General features: G+C 63.2%; 16 protein-coding genes. 8 read left to right on the forward strand and 8 right to left on the reverse strand.

What is annotated here, in order from left to right; genetic code table 11:
• Positions 1 to 122 precede the first annotated feature (122 nt).
• A complete protein-coding gene (locus MNR02_RS17345) occupies positions 123 to 1478 on the forward strand; it encodes a lipopolysaccharide biosynthesis protein (protein ID WP_241949263.1) in 1356 nt (451 codons plus the stop codon).
• On the forward strand, positions 1475 to 2632 hold the full coding sequence (locus MNR02_RS17350) for a glycosyltransferase family 4 protein (protein WP_241949264.1): 1158 nt from the start codon (positions 1475 to 1477) through the stop codon (positions 2630 to 2632). The genes MNR02_RS17345 and MNR02_RS17350 overlap by 4 nt, the downstream gene beginning before the upstream one ends.
• Here the strand turns inward: MNR02_RS17350 and MNR02_RS17355 are convergent.
• Both MNR02_RS17355 and MNR02_RS17360 read right to left on the reverse strand, forming a co-directional pair.
• Complete coding sequence (locus MNR02_RS17355) at positions 2545 to 3888, reverse strand: hypothetical protein (protein ID WP_241949265.1); 1344 nt, start codon at positions 3886 to 3888, stop codon at positions 2545 to 2547. The two genes, MNR02_RS17350 and MNR02_RS17355, sit on opposite strands and share 88 nt — an antisense overlap.
• 146 nt (positions 3889 to 4034) lie before the next feature.
• Positions 4035 to 4910 carry a GNAT family N-acetyltransferase gene (locus MNR02_RS17360; protein WP_241949266.1) on the reverse strand — a complete coding sequence of 292 codons (876 nt, stop codon included), beginning with the start codon at positions 4908 to 4910 and terminating at the stop codon, positions 4035 to 4037.
• Between the two features lie 176 nt (positions 4911 to 5086).
• Between MNR02_RS17360 and pncB the strand changes: the two genes are divergently transcribed.
• The 6 genes from pncB to MNR02_RS17390 all read left to right on the forward strand — a co-directional run bounded on the left by pncB (position 5087) and on the right by MNR02_RS17390 (position 12052).
• Positions 5087 to 6391, forward strand: coding sequence for a nicotinate phosphoribosyltransferase (gene pncB / locus MNR02_RS17365; protein ID WP_241949267.1), 1305 nt, complete (start codon positions 5087 to 5089; stop codon positions 6389 to 6391).
• 221 nt (positions 6392 to 6612) lie between these two features.
• On the forward strand, positions 6613 to 7575 hold the full coding sequence (ytfQ, locus tag MNR02_RS17370; RefSeq protein WP_241949268.1) for a galactofuranose ABC transporter, galactofuranose-binding protein YtfQ: 963 nt from the start codon (positions 6613 to 6615) through the stop codon (positions 7573 to 7575).
• Between the two features lie 113 nt (positions 7576 to 7688).
• Positions 7689 to 9212, forward strand: a complete 1524-nt coding sequence (ytfR, locus tag MNR02_RS17375; protein WP_241949269.1) for a galactofuranose ABC transporter, ATP-binding protein YtfR — start codon at positions 7689 to 7691, stop codon at positions 9210 to 9212.
• Positions 9209 to 10234, forward strand: coding sequence for an ABC transporter permease (locus MNR02_RS17380; protein WP_241949270.1), 1026 nt, complete (start codon positions 9209 to 9211; stop codon positions 10232 to 10234). The genes ytfR and MNR02_RS17380 overlap by 4 nt, the downstream gene beginning before the upstream one ends.
• Complete coding sequence (yjfF, locus tag MNR02_RS17385) at positions 10231 to 11199, forward strand: galactofuranose ABC transporter, permease protein YjfF (RefSeq protein ID WP_241603622.1); 969 nt, start codon at positions 10231 to 10233, stop codon at positions 11197 to 11199. The genes MNR02_RS17380 and yjfF overlap by 4 nt, the downstream gene beginning before the upstream one ends.
• Positions 11200 to 11257: 58 nt before the next feature.
• Positions 11258 to 12052 carry a FadR/GntR family transcriptional regulator gene (locus tag MNR02_RS17390; RefSeq protein ID WP_241949271.1) on the forward strand — a complete coding sequence of 265 codons (795 nt, stop codon included), beginning with the start codon at positions 11258 to 11260 and terminating at the stop codon, positions 12050 to 12052.
• A 24-nt stretch (positions 12053 to 12076) separates the two neighbouring features.
• Here MNR02_RS17390 and MNR02_RS17395 read toward each other — a convergent pair whose 3' ends face one another.
• The 6 genes from MNR02_RS17395 to MNR02_RS17420 form a co-directional block, all read right to left on the reverse strand.
• Positions 12077 to 12841 (reverse strand): triose-phosphate isomerase, encoded by a 765-nt coding sequence (locus tag MNR02_RS17395; protein WP_241949272.1) that lies wholly within the window; start codon positions 12839 to 12841, stop codon positions 12077 to 12079.
• A 14-nt stretch (positions 12842 to 12855) separates the two neighbouring features.
• Positions 12856 to 13788: a sugar phosphate isomerase/epimerase gene (locus tag MNR02_RS17400; protein WP_241949273.1), complete on the reverse strand. Its 933-nt coding sequence runs from the start codon at positions 13786 to 13788 to the stop codon at positions 12856 to 12858.
• Positions 13789 to 13837: 49 nt separating this feature from the next.
• The gene (gene gph / locus MNR02_RS17405) at positions 13838 to 14521 is read right to left on the reverse strand and encodes a phosphoglycolate phosphatase (protein ID WP_241949274.1); all 684 of its coding nucleotides are present in this window, start codon (positions 14519 to 14521) and stop codon (positions 13838 to 13840) included.
• A gap of 9 nt (positions 14522 to 14530) precedes the next feature.
• On the reverse strand, positions 14531 to 15940 hold the full coding sequence (gene lpdA, locus MNR02_RS17410) for a dihydrolipoyl dehydrogenase (protein WP_241949275.1): 1410 nt from the start codon (positions 15938 to 15940) through the stop codon (positions 14531 to 14533).
• Positions 15941 to 16022: 82 nt separating this feature from the next.
• Complete coding sequence (locus MNR02_RS17415) at positions 16023 to 17348, reverse strand: acetoin dehydrogenase dihydrolipoyllysine-residue acetyltransferase subunit (protein WP_241949276.1); 1326 nt, start codon at positions 17346 to 17348, stop codon at positions 16023 to 16025.
• A gap of 13 nt (positions 17349 to 17361) precedes the next feature.
• Complete coding sequence (locus tag MNR02_RS17420) at positions 17362 to 18582, reverse strand: transaldolase family protein (protein ID WP_241949277.1); 1221 nt, start codon at positions 18580 to 18582, stop codon at positions 17362 to 17364.
• Positions 18583 to 18591 lie beyond the last annotated feature (9 nt).

Genomic DNA, 18591 nt, shown 5'->3' on the forward strand with positions numbered 1-18591 from the left:
GTTACATTAATCCTCAAAAGTAACTATAAGGTGTATTTTTTGAATCATCCCTCACGGGTTGTGATATCCATTAATACACGCTTAGCGTTATTCGAAATGGATGCACAACCGAGGGAAAGACGATGATCCAGCGCCAGATGCTTCCGCTCCATGTGCTCGCCGGCAAAGGTGTGGCCGCGGGTGGCGTGAAGCTCGCGAGCGCCGCCCTCACTTTCGCGGTTTTCGTCGTCGTAGCCGCCACGATGGACGAGCGGCAGTTCGGCCTCTTCAGCACAGCCTATGCCGGTGCCAGTCTCGTTTCCTTCTTCGCGCTTGCCGGCCAGCACGCCGCCGTCCTGCGTTTCTGGCCGCAATATGCCGGCAGCCGCGATCACGGTCACGCCAATAGCATCATGGCCCTGTCCATCCGCATTACGGCAGTGGCCGTCATTGGCTGCGCACTCATCGTCTCGGCGGCAAGCGCATTTCCGCTCCTCGTTGTCCCCGAATGGCCGGCGATCATCGCAGCGACCGCCCTTCTCGCGGCAGCGCTCGGCTGGTCGGAGTTCTGCGCCTGTGCCATGCGTGCGAAAGGCGCCCTCTTCAGCAGCCTGCTGCCCCGGGATATCGTCTGGCGGGTCCTGAGCATCCTCGTCTTTGTCATCGCCGGGCACCTTGCGACCAGCATGACCGCGGTCTCGGCTCTCTGGCTGACAGCGCTCCTGCTCATCGCCAGCGTCCTGCCACAGACGGTGACGCTGCTGCGTGAGACATGGCGGGCACCGAAAATCCCTCTCAGCCCGGCACAAAAGGCAGAGTTCCGCGCTGCAACGCTTGGCTTGTGGGGCGTCACGGCCCTGCCGCCGGCACTCGGGCAGGCGAGCACGCTTGTCGTCGCAGCACTGCTCGGCCCGGAAACAGCAGGTGCGGTTTTCGTGGCCGATCGCATTACGCGCCTTGCTGCCCTCGCCCTGAACGGCATCAACCAGGCGGCGGCACCCCAGATCTCCGGCGCCTTCCATGGCGGTGACCGGCCCCACGTGCAGCACATAACCAGTTTCGTCGCCGTGACCGGCTTTACCGCCGCGCTCGCCGTACTTGCAGGGCTCATCATCACGGGCCATCCGGTGCTGGCGCTGTTCGATCCCGCCTATGCCACGCCCACCATGCACTCCGTGCTGGTCATTCTTGGGCTCGGCGTGCTCATCGGCACCGCCTGTGGGCCGACCGAACTCACCATGCAGTTGACCGGTCTGCAACGCGAACTTTTCCGCACGCTGGTCTTCGTCAACGGCCTCGGTCTGGCAGCGACTGCTGCCCTCGCACTCACCCATGGCCCGATGGGCGCCGCGATCGGCATGGCCGGGACGACGGCTGTCTGGTGCCTCGCCGGAGCTGCCATCACCCGCCGCAAGATCGGCATCGATCCCTCCATCCTCGGTTTCCTCTCAGGACGGCGGCTCCTCGCCCTCAACGCAACCCAGAAAGGCCGGCCATGAAAATCCTCCAGGTTCAGACGCAGGCGGAAGCCGCCGGCGCACAACGCATCTCCGACATGGTGGGCGAAGGGCTTCGAGCCCGCGGCCATGACGTCCGAACGGTCTTCCTGTATCGTAAGACCGACGTCTATGACCGTGATCCCCACGCCGATTTCATCCTGATGCATCCGCCGCGCGGCGTCCTCGAACAGATGCTCGCGGTGCTGGGCCTCGTCGATCACGTACGCAAGGTCAGGCCAGATGCGGTCGTTTCCTTCCAGCATTATGGCAATATAGCCGGCACACTTGCCGCCCGGCTCTGCGGTGTGGGCGCCATTGTCGCCAACCAAAGCGGTGCGCCACAGGCACACGGCCTGCGCGGTTTCCTCACGCAAATCGACAAGTTCATGGGCATGGCGGGTCTTTATCACGTCAATGTCGTGAACTCCGCATGGACCGAATCGCAGTTCGCCGCCTTCCCCGCCGCCTACCGCAAGCGCCTGCAACGCATCGATCACGGTGTCGCCGCGCCATCGCGGCTGCCGGCCAGGAAGCGTGCGCGCGCGACCTTCGGGTTGCCGGCCGGCGTTCCGCTTGCGGTCTCGACCGGCCGGCTGGCACTGTCGAAGAACCATACAGCCCTGGTGGGTGCGCTTGCGATGCTTCCAGGCGTACATCTTGCGATCGCCGGTGCTGGCCCGGAAAGGGAAAATCTCCTCGGGCTCGCCACGCGGCTCAACGTGCATAACCGCCTTCATCTTGTGGGCGAACTGTCCCCTGAAGGCATCCATGATTTTCTCGCGGCGGGTGACGTCTATGCCTTTTCCTCGACGACGGAGACCTTTGGCTTGGCGGTCGTGGAAGCCGCCATTGCCGGCCTGCCCGTCGTGGCGAGCGATCTGGACGTGCTGCGCGAGGTGCTCACAACGGACGACGGACGCCCGGCAGCACTGTTCGTGCCGCCGGATGTCGACGGACTCGCGGCCGGTCTTGCATCTGTTTTCGCAGATCCTGCACTCGCCACGACACTCGCGACAGCCGGACGCCAACTGCGGGAGCAATATTCACCCTCAACAATGTGCGCGGCCTATGAAGCGCTGTTTTCGTGCACCGGTCTTCGCATGGGCACGATGCCATCGATCACTTCCAGCGGACCTGAGCGATTGAGCGTGTGAATGCGTGGATAGGGCCAATCTCCGTTGGTTAAGACGGGGATTGGCGGCGAGAACTGAACGGTATCGCTATCGAGGGCGAGCAGTTTGGATAATCCCAGTCCGCCGCCATAACCCAGCGTGCCGTCCTGAACCGGCATAAGAAGTCGCCCGACGCAATCCCGCACGAAAGCGCCACCCGGCCGCGCGCTGCGGCGGTCGATCAGGATCGGGTTCAGCCGGTGCGGCCGCCAGGGGCCGGTGAGCGCCTCGGCCTCGAAGATCACGAGCGTATCGGAGGTACTGCCAAAACCGTCCCGGTCCGTCGCGAAAAGCCAGAGTCTTCCGCCATGTGCCAGCAGGGTGGCGTCGGATATCTCGCCTTCGACTAGAACAGCCTCCGCCCGCCACCGATCCGGAAAATCTTCGGCACGGTAAAGGGTGAGCTTCCCGCTGGCGCTGGCCTCCGGCAGCATCCAGATCGACCCTTCCCAATAAAAGACCTGCGGATAGGAGAGGTGGTGCGGCTCTTCTAAGATAACCCGGGCTGCCTGCGGAACGCCCGAAGCGCTGAACGGCACGACGGATATCACCGCCTTGCCTGCGGCATGCGGGTAATCCTCCACGAAGAGGAAGACGCGCCCCTGCCAATGGAAGACAAATGGATCGGCATAAAACCGATCTCCCGCATCCATGAGCACGCGCCATCCGGTTCCGAGCCTCCCCGTGTCGACCACGCCTGGGCCATCATGAAAACGATACCCGACCCGCCAGTGCGCCTGCCGGAAGCGCAGCCGCCGCCAGGCCTCCCGGCCAAGGCGCGGCAGGGCGCAGGTCAGATAAGCGGGCAGGAATTGGTGTTCCGTCTGATCCATGGCGATGTCTTCGAGCGGGTTGAGCCGGTTTGCCGCAAATGTCTCCACCGCGGAGACCAAAAGTGTGATCGCCCGGGCAAGGACATCCTCCACCCCAAGCGAGACGGCCTCGCGCCGGTCGATCATCGGCCAGGCGCGGCCGACCACGTTCACGCCATCGAGAACCACTTCCAGAACCGGCAGCCGACCCGCCGCAACCAATGTTGGGAGCGCGCGCGCATCGTATGCGCCATCGCACAGCAAAGCGAAGGTCGGCACATCCTGCACCGATGCATTCCCCGAAAGATCAAGGCGTAAATTCGGCGCGACATGCCGTGTTCCGGGCACAAGCGACTCGATCTGCGATGCGAGCGCCCGCTCGCGTCGGCGGAAAACGCGGCGTTCGAGCCCAAGCGTGCCGTTCACCCATGCCGGCCACGGATCGGCAACTTCGTCTGTAACGACCGCCACCGCATGCCCTGCCGCCGCCAGACGCTCGATCAGGACTTGGTGCCAGTACTGCGCACAACGGCCCGGGACAATGACCTCGATCGCAAGGTGCCGGCCGCTCATCAGGCGTCGAAGACCGCGAATTCCGTAAAGGCCAGATCCCCCGGCCACGGCGGGTTCGGGCCTTTCGCATATTTGGGACCGGTTCCGGCGAAATAGCGCCCCACCAGCCCCGGCACGGGTCCGCACGCGTCGACGACGGCGAAGAGCAGCCCTTTGCGCACGAGATAACGCCCGAGCGCATGGGCACACCGACTGAGATCGGCATGCGAGCGACAATAGATGACCTGGCTGCATGGAAGCATGCCGCGCAGCACGCGTCGTCGCTTTAGAACGAAGGGATAAGCGTCGTCTCCATCCAGGCACAGGACGGCGTCGCAGCCAAGGGCGGCATGATCCAGCAGGAGGGTCCGGTCTTCTTCCAGCAGCCTGTCGAGTTCCGCGAGCCCCGGCCGTGCAACGACCGCGCGGATCGCACCCGTCGCCCGGGTGAGGAGCGGCACAAAAGCCTGCTGTCCGTCGGCGAAACGACGGAACCGTAATGCCTCAGTCACCTTCAGCGTTACGGGCGCCGGCGTGATCGACAGGAAGGTGACATCCCGGCGGCGCATTGCCGTCATGATGAGCTTTCCCGCATAGGAGCGAAAATCCTCGTCGACCGCCCAGCTTGAGAGATTGCAGCGGACGGCATCGCCCGGATGACGGAAGTACAATGCCAGCAGGACGCCGACAACGCGGCCTTCGCAATCCAGAACATAACCATAGCGCGGCAGGTCTTCCACGGCGGGGCGGTTGGACATGCGCTCCAGCGCTTCCTCCCAGTAGCGTCGTGACCGCTCGGGGAAACCACGGCTGAGGCAATCGACGACGTCAAGCCAATCCGCCTCGGCGATCGGACGGCAGGCAAGACCTTCGGGAAGCGGACCCAACACGCTCATGTGGCCTCCATGCAAATTTTTTCGGTTGAAGACGACTCCCTAAATACAACCATTAGATATAAAGGGGGGCGATTATGCAACCATAAGAAAGGGGACGAATTTCTCACCACTTGCCATACATCCGCCAATCAGGAAGGTTGCGCACGATCAGGACGCATCATCTTGCAGGAGCCGGCATGGCCGTTACCGACATCGCGACCCGCACCTACGATCATAATTTCCGGCTCGACCCGATCGTGCGCAGCCTGCTGGATACGGATTTCTACAAGCTTCTGATGCTCCAGATGATCCGCCGGCAATATCCCGGCGTGCATGCCACCTTTTCGCTCATCAACCGGACGAAAAGCGTGCGGCTCGGCGACATCATCGACGAAGGAGAGCTGCGTGCGCAGCTCGATCACGCCCGCGAAATCCGTTTTACGAAGAAGGAACTGATCTGGCTTGCCGGTAACAGCTTCTACGGCAAGGCGCGCATGTTCGGCCCTGACTTCATCGCCTGGCTCGCCGATTTCCGCCTTCCCGAATATGACCTGCACAAGGTGGATGGCCAATACGAGCTGCATTTCGACGGACCCTGGACGCACACGACGATGTGGGAAATCCCGGCGCTCGCCATCATCAACGAGTTGAAGTCGCGGGCGGGCATGCGCGGGCGTGGGCGCTTCACGCTTGATGTTCTCTATGCCCGCGCGAAGGCGCGGCTCTGGGAGAAGGTGGAGCGGCTGGCGAAACTGCCGGATCTGGTCATTTCCGACTTCGGCACGCGGCGGCGCCACGGATTCCTCTGGCAGCGCTGGTGCGTGGAGGCGCTGAAGGAGGGGCTTGGGGATCGTTTCATCGGTACATCCAACGTGCTTCTCGCCATGGATGCCGATCTCGAAGCCATCGGCACCAATGCGCACGAGCTGCCAATGGTCGCATCCGCACTTGCCGATGGCGACGACGCGCTGGCGCGTGCCCCCTATCAGGTGCTGGAGGACTGGCGGCAGCATTACAACGGCAATCTGCTGATCGCGCTGCCCGATGCCTATGGCACGGCGGCCTTTCTCGCCAACGCACCCGACTGGGTCGCCGACTGGACGGGCTTTCGGCCCGACAGTGCGCCCCCGATCGAGGGCGGCGAGCAGATCATCGACTGGTGGCGTGCAAAGGGGCGCGATCCGCGCCAGAAGCTGCTGATCTTCTCCGACGGCATGGACGTCGATACGATCGAGGAGACCTACCGGCATTTCCACGGGCGAGTGCGCATGAGCTTCGGCTGGGGCACCAATCTCACCAACGATTTCCGCGGCTGCGACCCGGACGGAGGCACGGCGCTCGATCCGATCTCACTCGTGTGCAAGGTCACGAGCGCGAACGGCCACCCCGCGGTGAAGCTTTCCGATAACCCCGCCAAGGCGACGGGCGATCCAGCCGAGATCGAACGCTATCGCCGCGTGTTCGGCATAGACCGACAGATGGCACGGCCAGTCGAAGTCTAGCCTTCCGAGCCGCCCACATCATCATCGATGAAACGCAATGCCGCCACCATGCAGTCCGCCCGGTCGCGGCGGCCGTGACGCGTCTGCCGCGAACCTCGCTGCATAAGAATTACCCTGCCGCGAGAAAAATTGTCCGCAAGCGGATTTGGCGGTTTACAATAGTAATACAATATGATGTTTTATCGACGCTGCTGAGGAGCAGCTTTGTTTGGGAGGAAACCATGAACTTCAAATTCGCACTCGCAGGCGCCACGATTCTGGCTGCATCGGTCTTCAGCGCGGCTTCCGCGTCGGCGATGACCGTGGGCTTTTCGCAGATCGGTTCCGAATCGGGCTGGCGCGCCGCAGAAACCACACTGACCAAGCAGCAGGCTGAAAAGCGCGGCATCGACCTCAAGTTCGCCGATGCCCAGCAGAAGCAGGAAAACCAGATCAAGGCGCTGCGTTCGTTCATCGCGCAGGGCGTCGATGCCATCCTGGTCGCACCGGTTGTTGCCACCGGCTGGGATGAAGTGCTGCAGGAAGCCAAGGACGCGAAGATTCCGGTCGTGCTGCTCGACCGCACCATTGATGCGCCGAAGGATCTCTATCTCACCGCCGTCACGTCCGACCTCGTGCATGAAGGCAATGTCGCCGGCAAGTGGCTGGTCGACACGGTCGCCGGCAAGCCGTGCAACGTCGTCGAACTCCAGGGCACGACAGGCTCATCGCCGGCCATCGACCGCAAGAAGGGCTTCGAAGAAGCGCTTGCAGGCAAGGACAACCTGAAGATCGTCCGCAGCCAGACCGGCGACTTCACCCGCACCAAGGGCAAGGAAGTCATGGAAAGCTTCCTGAAGGCCGAGGACGGCGGCAAGAACATCTGTGCAGTCTACGCGCACAATGACGACATGGCTGTCGGCGCCATCCAGGCGATCAAGGAAGCCGGCCTGAAGCCGGGCACCGATATCCTCGTCGTATCGATCGACGCCGTTCCGGATATCTTCCAGGCCATGGCCGCCGGCGAGGCAAACGCCACGGTCGAACTGACGCCGAACATGGCCGGTCCGGCCTTCGATGCGCTCGATGCCTTCATCAAGGACGGCAAGGAGCCGCCGAAGTGGATCCAGACGGAATCGAAGCTTTACACCCAGGCTGACGATCCGATGAAGGTCTACGAAGAAAAGAAGGGCCTCGGCTACTAATCCCTACCCGGTCCTGCGCCCGGCCTTAAGACGGCCGGGCGCACACCACCGCTTTGCCTGCCGACGCGCGCCTTGCTACGCTGCGGCCGGTTTCTGTCATACGGGTCGGGATCATGCAGTCGGTCAGTTCCTATGTTCTATCGGCGACGGGGATCGACAAGATCTTCCCGGGTGCCAGGGCGCTCAACGGCGTCGATTTCTCGCTTGCACGCGGTGAGGTTCACGCTCTTCTGGGTGAAAACGGCGCTGGAAAATCCACGCTCATCAAGTGCCTGACAGGCGCTTACCGGCGCGATGGCGGTCGCATCCTGCTCGATGGCACCGAAGTCGATCCGCACAACACTCTGGAAGCGCAGAAGCTTGGCATCGGCACGGTCTACCAGGAAGTGAACCTGCTGGCGAACCTCACGGTCGCCGAAAACCTGTTTCTCGGCCGCCAGCCGCGTCGCTTCGGTCTTGTCGATGCGCGCGCGATGAACAAGCAGGCTCGCGCGCTCCTTTCGCAATACGACCTCGACATCGATGTGACGGCGGAGCTCTCGTCTTTTTCCGTCGCTGTCCAGCAGGTCATCGCCATTGCCCGCGCCGTCGATCTGTCCGGCAAGGTGCTCATCCTCGACGAACCGACGGCCAGCCTCGACACACACGAAGTCGCCATGCTGTTCCGCATTGTGCGCCGCCTCAAGGATCGCGGCCTCGGGATCATCTTCATCACGCACTTCCTCGAGCAGGTCTATGACATCTCGGACCGCATCACCGTTCTGCGCAACGGCCAGCTTGTCGGTACGCGCGACACCGCGGCCCTGCCGCGCCGTGAACTCATCGCCATGATGCTCGGCCGTGAACTCGTGCACGAAGTCAGCGAAGCAAAACAGAGTGAAGCGAAGGCGCCCGGCGCCGCGCGCTTCCGCTTCCGCGGCTTCGGTCGCAAGGGGCATATCCAACCGTTCGATCTCGATGTCGCCTCCGGCGAAGTGGTCGGCATTGCCGGCCTCCTCGGCTCCGGCCGCACGGAGACGGCAGAAATTCTGTTCGGTGCCGAGCGCGCCGACAGCGGTACGGCCGAGGTCGATGGCCGCCCGCTCGACCTCTCCTCGCCGCGCGCTGCGATCCGCGAGAAATTCGGCTTCTGCCCTGAGGATCGCAAGGTCGACGGTATCGTCGGCGATCTCTCGGTGCGTGAAAACATCGTGCTGGCACTGCAGGCGCGGCGCGGCTGGGCGCGGCCGATCAGCCGGAGCGAGCAGGACAGGCTTGCCGATCACTACATCAAGGCGCTCGATATCCGCACAAGTGACCGTGAAAAGCCGATCCGGCTTTTGTCCGGCGGCAATCAGCAGAAGGCCATCCTGGCCCGCTGGCTGGCGACCAATCCGGAATTCCTCATCCTCGACGAGCCGACGCGCGGCATCGATGTCGGCGCGCACGCGGAAATCATCCGCCTCATCGAAACCCTGTGCGAAAAGGGCATGTCGCTGATCGTCATTTCCTCCGAACTGGAAGAACTCGTCGCCTATTCAAGCCGCGTCCTCGTGCTGAGAGACCGGGCACATGTGGCCGAACTGACGGGGGAAGAGGTCACCACCAACGCCATCGTCGAGGCGATCGCCTCCGCGCATGAAGGGAGGCCGTCATGACGGGCACGCTCAAGGCCTATGCTGTCAGGCTGTTTCCGCAGGTCGCGGCGCTCGCCATCATCCTCTTCATGGTGTCGCTCGCCTTCCCCGGCTTTTTCAAGCTGTCGTTCCAGAACGACCGCCTCTATGGCAGCCTTATCGATATCCTGAACCGCGGCGCGCCCGTCGCCCTGCTGGCCATCGGCATGACGGTGGTGATCGCGACAAAGGGCATCGACCTTTCCGTGGGCGCGGTCATGGCGATCTGCGGCGCAGTGGCTGCTGCCTCCATCACCGCAGGCCACTCCCTGGCCTTCACCCTCCTGGTTACGATTTCGACCGGCATCCTGTGCGGCCTGTGGAACGGCGTGCTCGTCGCCGTGCTCGATATCCAGCCGATCATCGCAACGCTGGTGCTTATGGTGGCTGGGCGCGGCATCGCGCAGCTTATCACCGAAGGCGCCATCCTCACTTTTAACCATCCGGGCCTGATCTTCATTGGCAGCGGCTCGCTGTTCGGCCTGCCGATGCCTGTTATCATTTGGCTGGGCTTCGGGCTCATCGTGGCGCTGCTCGTGCGGCGAACGGCGCTCGGCATGCTCATAGAGGCCGTGGGCGTTAACCGCCGTGCATCCCGACTGTCCGGCGTGTCGACAGGCGTCCTGCTGATCGCGGCTTACATACTCTCCGGGCTTTGCGCAGCCCTGGCAGGCATCATTGCAGCCGCCGATATCCGCGGTGCGGACGCCAACAATGCCGGCCTCTGGCTTGAGCTCGACGCCATCCTCGCCGTCGTCGTCGGCGGTACCTCCCTGCTCGGCGGCCGCTTCAGTATTGCCGCCTCGCTGCTTGGTGCAATGATCATCCAGTCGATCAACACCGGAATCCTGCTTTCAGGCTTCCCGCCAGAATTCAACCTCATCATCAAGGCGGCCATCATCGTGCTGATCCTGGTCATCCAGTCCCCGCGCGCGCAATCGGCCTTCATCTGGATGTCGCGCGTCCGCGCCGCCGAGCCCAAGAAGGAGCAGGAGGCGAAATGAACCCGCGCTACCTTCCGCTCACCGCGACCGTCGCGATCTTCCTCATCGCCTACGCCGTCTGCATCGCGCAATATCCCAACATGCTGTCGACCCGCGTGATCGGCAACCTGCTGACGGACAATGCCTTCCTTGGCATCGCAGCTGTGGGCATGACCTTCGTCATTCTGTCTGGCGGCATCGACCTGTCGATCGGCGCGGTGATCGCCTTCACCGGCGTCTTCCTTGCCGTGCTTCTGCAATCGACAGCGATCCATCCGCTCGCCGCGTTTGCTCTGGCGCTGATCATCACGACAGCCTTCGGCGCGATGATGGGGGCCATCATCCACCATCTAGAAATGCCGCCCTTCATTGTCACACTGGCCGGCATGTTCCTTGCCCGCGGCATGGCGTTTGTGCTTTCCATCGACTCCATCCCGATCAAGCATCCGTTCTATACGTCGCTGAAGAGTTTCTATTACGTCCTGCCCGGTGGCGGACGCCTGACGCTGATTGGCGGACTGATGCTCGTGGTCTTCCTCGTCGGTATCCTGATCGCCCACCGCACGCGCTTCGGCGCCGATGTCTATGCGCTGGGCGGCGGCACCGCCACGGCGCGGCTCATGGGTGTGCCGATCGGCCGCACAACTGTCATGATCTACGCTCTATCAGGGTTTCTCGCCGGCCTTTCGGGCATTGTCTTCTCACTCTACACCTCGGCGGGATACTCGCTGGCAACCGTTGGCGTCGAGCTTGATGCCATCGCGGCCGTGGTCATCGGCGGTACGCTGCTCACGGGCGGCTCCGGCTTCGTGGCGGGAACGCTGATCGGCATCCTGATACAGGGGCTGATCCAGACCTACATCACCTTCGACGGCTCGCTTTCGAGCTGGTGGACCAAGATCCTCATCGGCCTGCTGCTCTTCGCGTTCATCCTGCTCCAGAAGGCCCTGATCCTCCTGTCCGACCGAAGGCGACGCCATGCCTGACGCGATCCGAAAGGCACAGGCCGCCCCGCGGGGCCACCCCGAAAGAAGGCGATAGCAGATGGTCCGCCGGAAGGGAGTGCTCGATACGGTGATCACGGGCGCGGGTGTCCGCACAAGCCACTGGCAGGTGGTGAACGCGCTCGGCAAGGCGATCATCGCCGGAGAGTTTCCCGTCGGCACGACCCTACCCGGCGACGCTGAACTGGAGGCCAGATTCGAGGTTTCCAGAACCGTCTTGCGGGAAGCGATGAAGACGCTGGCTGCCAAGGGTCTGGTCGTGCCGCGCGCCCGCATCGGCACGCGTGTGACGCCGAAAAGCCAGTGGAACCTCTTTGACGGCGATATTCTCACCTGGCATTTCGCCGTCGGTGTCGACGAGAATTTTCTCTTGCACCTCAGCGAGATCAGACTCGGCTTCGAGCCGCATGCCGCCGCACTTGCCGCGCGCCATGCCTCCGAGGCGGATATCATTCAGATGATGCATCTGGCCGTCGCCATGGGTGATCCCAGTCACACCCCCGAGACGATGGCGATCGCCGACCTGCGCTTTCATCTGAGCGTGATGGAGGCCTCGCGTAACCCCTTCATGCGCACGGTAGGAAGCCTAATCGAGGCCGCTCTTGCCGGCGTTTTCGAATTGAGCTCACCAGCAACCGCGGATATCCGCATCACCGACGTCTCATCGAGCCATATCCGCATCGTCGAGGAAATCCGCAGGCGCGACGAAGACGGCGCACGCCGGGCGATGGAGAACGTCATCCTCGTTGGCCGAAACCGCATACTCGGCGCACGACCCGCCACGGCGCCGGGCGGGAACGGTGACAATGACGCCTCTCCGGTTCGTGCCGGCTGAGGCGCCATATCGGACCCGTGCCGTTCAGACCACGCTGGCGACCCGTTTGAGGATGTCGAGATAGCCCTCGATGGTCCAGGCCGAGCGGCCGATGAACAGGCCATCGATATGCGCTTGTGACACCAGTTCCGCACAGTTTGCGGGGTTGACGCTGCCGCCATAGAGCAACGGCAGACGCCGGCCCATGGCCGCTTCCACGACCGCGCTGATCTTCTCGTGACGGGCATTGGCATAATCCATCGTGGCGGGGATGCCGTTCACGCCAATCGCCCAGACCGGCTCATAGGCGATGAGGATTTCCGCCTGTTTTTCCGCCGGGGTGAGCAGAGCCAGAGCCGCCCTTACCTGACGCGCCAACACTTCGTCCGCCCGCCCGGCCTCTCGTTCGGCAAGTGTCTCGCCGATGCACACCAACGGGATCAGTCCGTGGCGCACCGCAGCCGCGGTTTTGCGGCCAACCGCCTCATCTGTCTCGTTGAAGAACTCGCGACGCTCGCTATGCCCGATCTCGACAAGGTCGGCATTGCAGTCCTTCAGCATGACCGGCGAGATCTCGCCGGTCCAAGCCCCGCCGTCGTCCCAATGCATATTCTGCCCACCGACCTTCACGCTGGTCTGCGCAAGGCGGCTCTTGACCTCCCTGATGGCCGTGAATGCGGGCAGGATGAAGCGTTGAACATGCTGCGCGCGTTCACCATCCGCCGCCTTGAGGCCGTCTGCGAAAGCCAACGCCTCGGCAAGCGTCTTGTTCATCTTCCAGCTTGTGCCGACCCAGAGCGATTTTGCCATGTCTTCTTCCTTCCTCAGCCGCGAAAACCGTTCATGCCGGTATCGATATGCGGTTCCCAATAGGCGACCGATTCCCGAATCATCTCGACCACGCGTCCATCCGTCGGTTCGCGCTCGCGGAATGACAGTTCCATGCAGATTTCGTTATCCGCGCCGCCGGCCTCCCTGACGGTGCGGATCAGCTTTTCAGGCTGGATGCGGCCGTCCTTGTTGTGTTCGGCGGTGAAAGGCCAGTGCCCGCCCTTGTTCATGGAGGACTGCTTGACGTGGATGATCGGCGATTCCTGCGGGAATGCCGCCGCCCAGGCATAGGGGTCGGTATCATCGGGGTTCGAAGAGGTCACGTCGCCGTGGTCGATGTCCACGATCATGCGGAACGGTATGGCGAAACCCGCGCTCGCAAGCCGCCGGTCGAGCGTGCGGCACGCGGCAATCGTCTGGCCGAACTCACGGCCAACCGACATCGGCTCCCAGAAGATGTATTTGAGCCCAGCCGCCTTGCCCTGTTCGGCCACGTCCTTCCAGCAGTCGATCACGGTTTCGATGAGTTCCTGCCGCCGCGTCTGGTCGTTGTAGTCCTTCTGCGTGAACACCGCGAACTGCGAGCCCATGCCGTCCGCGCCCAGTTCACCGGCTATATCGGCCAGCGTACGGAACCATTCGAGATAATAGGCGCGCACATCGGGGTCGGAATGACCGAAATGATTGAGGCGACCGTAGGTGCTCGTCATGACGGACGTGACCCGCACGCCGGTTCGGTCCAGCGCGCGGCGGAAGGCGCGAACACGGCGCGTAATGACGGAGGCCGGCCACGACGGATTGATGAACTCAGGGGTCAGCTGGATATGACCGATACGGATTCGCTCTGCGATGGTTTCGATGAGATCATCGACATCGGCGAACCGGTTGACCAGCGGATTGGTGTTGAGCGACAGCCGCAGCGCCATTTTCTTCTCCAAGAGTTATGCAATGCCGGCGCCGGCCGGCATCAGGATGTCATGTTTCCGCCAGCCGGCGCGCCTGTAGCGAGGCGATAGCGTCGGGCAGTTCCGCGAAGGCATCGATGAGCCGGTCGGCGCCGAGATCGTCCAACGGCGTTTTCGTATAGCCGTAGGTCAGCGCAATCACCGGCACCCCAGCTGCCTTTCCGGTTGCGATGTCGACCTCTGAATCGCCGACGAAAAGAACCGGATGCGCGCCGCCGGCCGCCGCCGCGGTTTCCGTCAGATGGCGGGGGTCCGGCTTGCCGACGCCGAAGGTGTCCGGCCCTGCAACCACGGCAAAGAAGCGCGAGAGGCCGAGGTGATCGACGATCTGTCGGGCGAAGCGCTCCATCTTGTTGGTGCAGACCGCCATCTTCCAGCCCTCACCCGCAAGCTGCTCCAGCACGGTCTCGACATCGGCATAGGGCCGTGTCTCCTGAGCGACGCGTGCGCCGTAGATTTCGGTGAAGCGTTTGACGGCGGCCGCGCCGGCGTCGTCCTCCCATTCCACACCGCGCTCGCCCAAAGCCCGGCGCACCAGGTTCGGAATACCGTGGCCGATCAGCCTACGGGCGGTTTCGACACCGATCGGCGCCAGCCCCCTTTCGGCCATCAGCGTGTCGAGAGACCCTGCCAGGTCCGGTACGCTGTCTACCAGCGTGCCATCGAGATCGAAAACAATCGTGCCTTTGCTCATGTCCATCCTCTATGCGTGAATCGCGCGTGAATCGGAGGCCAGCGTAGCCTCATGCAGCGCTTCCGACAGCGTGGGATGGGGAAATATCGTGTGGAGAAGATGCTCGCGCGTCGCGCCCATGGTCAGCGCAAGGGAAAAGACGGGCACGAGCTCGCTGACCGAGGGACCGATCATGTGCGCGCCGACGAGCCGCCCGCTCACCTTGTCGAACAGGACTTTGACGAAACCGTCTGTTTCGTCAATGGTGACCGCCTTGCCATTTCCGCGAAAAGCGAAGCGGCCGATATCGACGACAAGCCCTTTTTGAAGAGCGGCCTCTTCCGTCAGGCCAATGGAGGCGACCTGTGGCGTGGCGAAAATGCAGGACGGGACCGGCCCCATGCCAGCGTGCAATCCACGTCCCGCGATCGCCTCGACACAGCGCACGCCCTCATGCTCGGCCTTGTGTGCCAGCATGGGCGGGCCGGCAACGTCGCCGATGGCATAGAGTCCGGAAATGCTGGTCCGGCCGGCCGCATCGGTAGCGATTGTGCCGTTGCGCAGGGCGATCCCAAGCTTCTCCAAGCCAAGCCCGTCGACATTTGCCACGACACCCGCGGCGGAAAGAAGCTTATCGGCTGTGATTTCGCGAGGACCATCGGGTTGGCTGAAGCGCACCGTCACGCCGGCCACATCGGGCGAGACCTGCGAAATTTCAACGCCGGTCAAAACCTCGATGCCCCGCTTGCGCAGGGACTTGCTCATCTGTTCGGCCACCTCGGCGTCTTCCTGCGGCAGGATACGAGCCAGACGCTCGATCAGCGCCACTTTCGCGCCCAGCGAACTGTAGAGGCTTGCAAACTCCACACCGATGGCGCCGCCACCCACAATGGCAATGGAAGCCGGCAGCGCAGCCGGCGTCATCGCATGATGATAGGACCAGATGCGTTCGCCGTCGGTAACGATGCCGGGCAGGCGGCGCTCGGAGGCGCCAGTGGCGATAATGATATGTGCCGCATCGTAATCGCCGGGTGCAAGCGTGCCCTTCGGCGCCTCGCCCTCAACGGCCGTGACGCGCACCATGCCGGGCGCCAGGATTTCGGCGCCCCCCCAGATGACGTCGACCTTGTTCTTGCGCAGCAGGAACTGCACACCGGCATTGAGCTGGCCAGCGACCATGCGCGAGCGCGCGACAACGGCCGGAAAATCGACGGAGGGCGTTTCGCTGCGAATGCCGAAGGTAGCAGCATGACGGACCTCATCCAGAAGGGCCGCAGAATGGAGCAGCGACTTCGTGGGAATGCAGCCCCAGTTGAGGCAGACGCCGCCGAGATGCCTGCGCTCGACAACCGCCGTCCGCAGACCCAGCTGCGCCGCACGAATGGCCGCGACATAGCCGCCCGGCCCAGCGCCGATCACAATGATATCATAGGCCGGCATGCGGCAGTCCTTTCGAGGGATATTGGCTCGACGCGGCCACGCACCAGCGAGAGGTGCGTGGCACGGCCGGGAGGCGAAGCGCTCAGCCGGCGCTTCGAATGGCCTGCGACACGAGGCGCCCGACGAGTGGAGCGGCTTCGAGTTGCGGCAGATGCCCGACCTGCGAGAGACGATGCAGCCCCACATGCGCCGGCAGCGCATTGCTGTGCTCTGCCGGTACGATGCGATCCTGCTCCCCGACGATGACGCGGGCGGGCCCGCCGAAACGGTTCAGAGCATCGCGCACGGAGAAGAGCTGCGTGCTTCCCGCAAAGACACCGGCCGCAAGCCGCGTCTGGTTCGCCACCATACCCGTTCCTTCGCGACCGGAAAGTGTCGCGCGGACCAGGACACCGGGCAGGCTCGCCGGTTCATGAACCAAAAGGCCAAGCCAAGCCTGAAGCGCCGCCTCGCTGTTGGCAGACAGGAACCCGCTCACATAATCGCCGTTGATCTTGGGTCCGAGGCCGGCCGGCGCAATCAGCGTCAGCGACCGCACGTCGAGATCCCCGCCGCCTGCGATGGCCGTGGCGACTGCCGCGCCGAGCGAATGGCCGACCAGATGCAGTCGTTCGATCTTCTCGGCGGCAAGTGTGGCTCGTACGACGGAGACAAGATCGTCGAAGCTGTCGGCCGATGCATTCGCCGCGCCACCGTGACCGGGAAGGTCGATCGCGAGGATCGGATTGGTCACGCTGATATGGCCGATGAACGACCGCCAGGCGGAAAGTTCGGCGCCGAAGCCGTGGATGAACAGCACCGGGTCTCCCACACCGGCTTGCAGCGTCTTGAGGACGCTGCGGCCGCTTGAAGCCGTGGAAGCGGCGCCGCCGAAGTTGACGAGCGTGCCCGAGCCTGGGGAGCGCTTGAATGCCTCCACGTCGCGCTTCACCACAGCACCGCGTGGGCCGGAGCCGGACACCCGCTTTATGTCGATGCCGGCGGAGGCGGCAATCCGTCGGGCAAGCGGCGAGGAACCCCCGGCGCCCGATTTCAGGAAGGCCGTCTCGTTTTCGCGGACGGACTCCCGCGGGAAGACGGCGAGGTTCTCCTTGGCCGTCTCGACGATGGACTGGGCATCCTCGCCGGAGAAAGCTGCGACAGGAGCGGCGGCGACTTCCAGCTTCTCGCCCTCTTCGCCGACCATCATGAGGGGTTCAAGAACAACCCCCATGTCGCCGACATTGTAGCGTATCTCGAGGATCGTACCCGTCTCGAAGGCCTCGACCTCAAAGACCGCCTTTTCGGATTCGACTTCAGCGACGATGTCGCCCTTTTTGACCTTGTCGCCGACCTTGACGAGTATAGCCGTGATCTTGCCTTCGGTCAGGTCCTGACCGACCTGCGGCATCAAAATGGGACGTGCCATGACGGTTCTCCTCTCAAGCCACGCGACGGTGGAGCGTTTCGACGGACTGCGCGACGAAATCCACGGTCTTGCGGGTGGCGGCTGCGAATTCCGCTGCCGTTGCAGCGAAGGCGCCAAAGCGTGAGAACTCCTCCGGCTTCATGCCGTCGAATTCATAGGCCTGGCGGAAATAGGGAATGCGCAGCAGCTTTTCGATGAGCTCCGCCGACGCGTCCGTATCGATTGCGGCAGGATCGAAATCCGGCAGCCGGTCCTCGGCCTTCATGAGCTGCGCGATGTAACCGGGCGGGCAGGTATAGACGAAGTCGCCGCCGGCGATCAGCGCGATATGGCCGCTCGATGCCTTGCCGCCCTCCCCTTCGTCCTGCACGCGCATGGAGCATTGCAGCATCTTGCTGGGATGGTTTCGATCCTTTCCGTAGCGATAGGCACGCTTCAGCACCGCCATCTCGCCTAGCAGGATTTCCTCCGGCGAAAGCGCAATGCCACGCGCATCGGCCTGGGCCTTGAGGTCCCCGACATTCCCGAGACGTGAGGACATGTGGGTGATGACGGAGCGCCATTTCGACAGATCGACACCCGCTGCCTTCGCCCGCTCAAGGCCGCGTGAAACGGCGTCCATGCAGGCGACATATTGCGGAACGGTGAAGGACGTCGTGTTGTTGGTGGAGATGCCGCGGGCCGTCAGCTCTTCGATGACCTCATAGCCTTCCTTCGAGCCGGGGATCTTCACCATGACGTTCGGCGCGATCTCTGCAAGCTGAAGCCCCTGCTCCAGCATGCGCGTCTTGTCCGTGACGAAACGCGGGTCGACCTGGCCGGAGACATAGCCGTACTTGCCGCCTGATGTATCGAAGACCTTGCGGATCATCGCCGCGCCGCGGCGCACGACATCGAGATAGACCGCCCAGTAGATATCCTCGACATCATCAGCGTTGCGTGTCGATGCGATCTTGCGGATCTCGTCCGCCCAGAAGGCCGGATCGGCCTGAATCGCCTGCAGCGAGAGCGGCGGGTTGGTCGTGACGCCGCGAAAACCCATCGTGCCGTCACGGGCAGCAGTTTCCGCGTCGAAGAGGCGCGACAACTGCGCCTCCCAATCCGCCCGCTTTCCGGCAGGCGCATCCTTCAGGACAGAGGCTTTCCAACCTTCGTAGATCAGGGGTGAGGAATCCCACCAGATTTCACAGTCCGGATTTGTGGCTGCGAGCTTTTCCAGCACATGCAAGGACATGGTCGTCTC

It is taken from the genome of Shinella sp. H4-D48 (assembly GCF_022637395.1).
In the GTDB taxonomy this organism is placed as follows: Bacteria; Pseudomonadota; Alphaproteobacteria; order Rhizobiales; family Rhizobiaceae; genus Shinella; species Shinella sedimenti.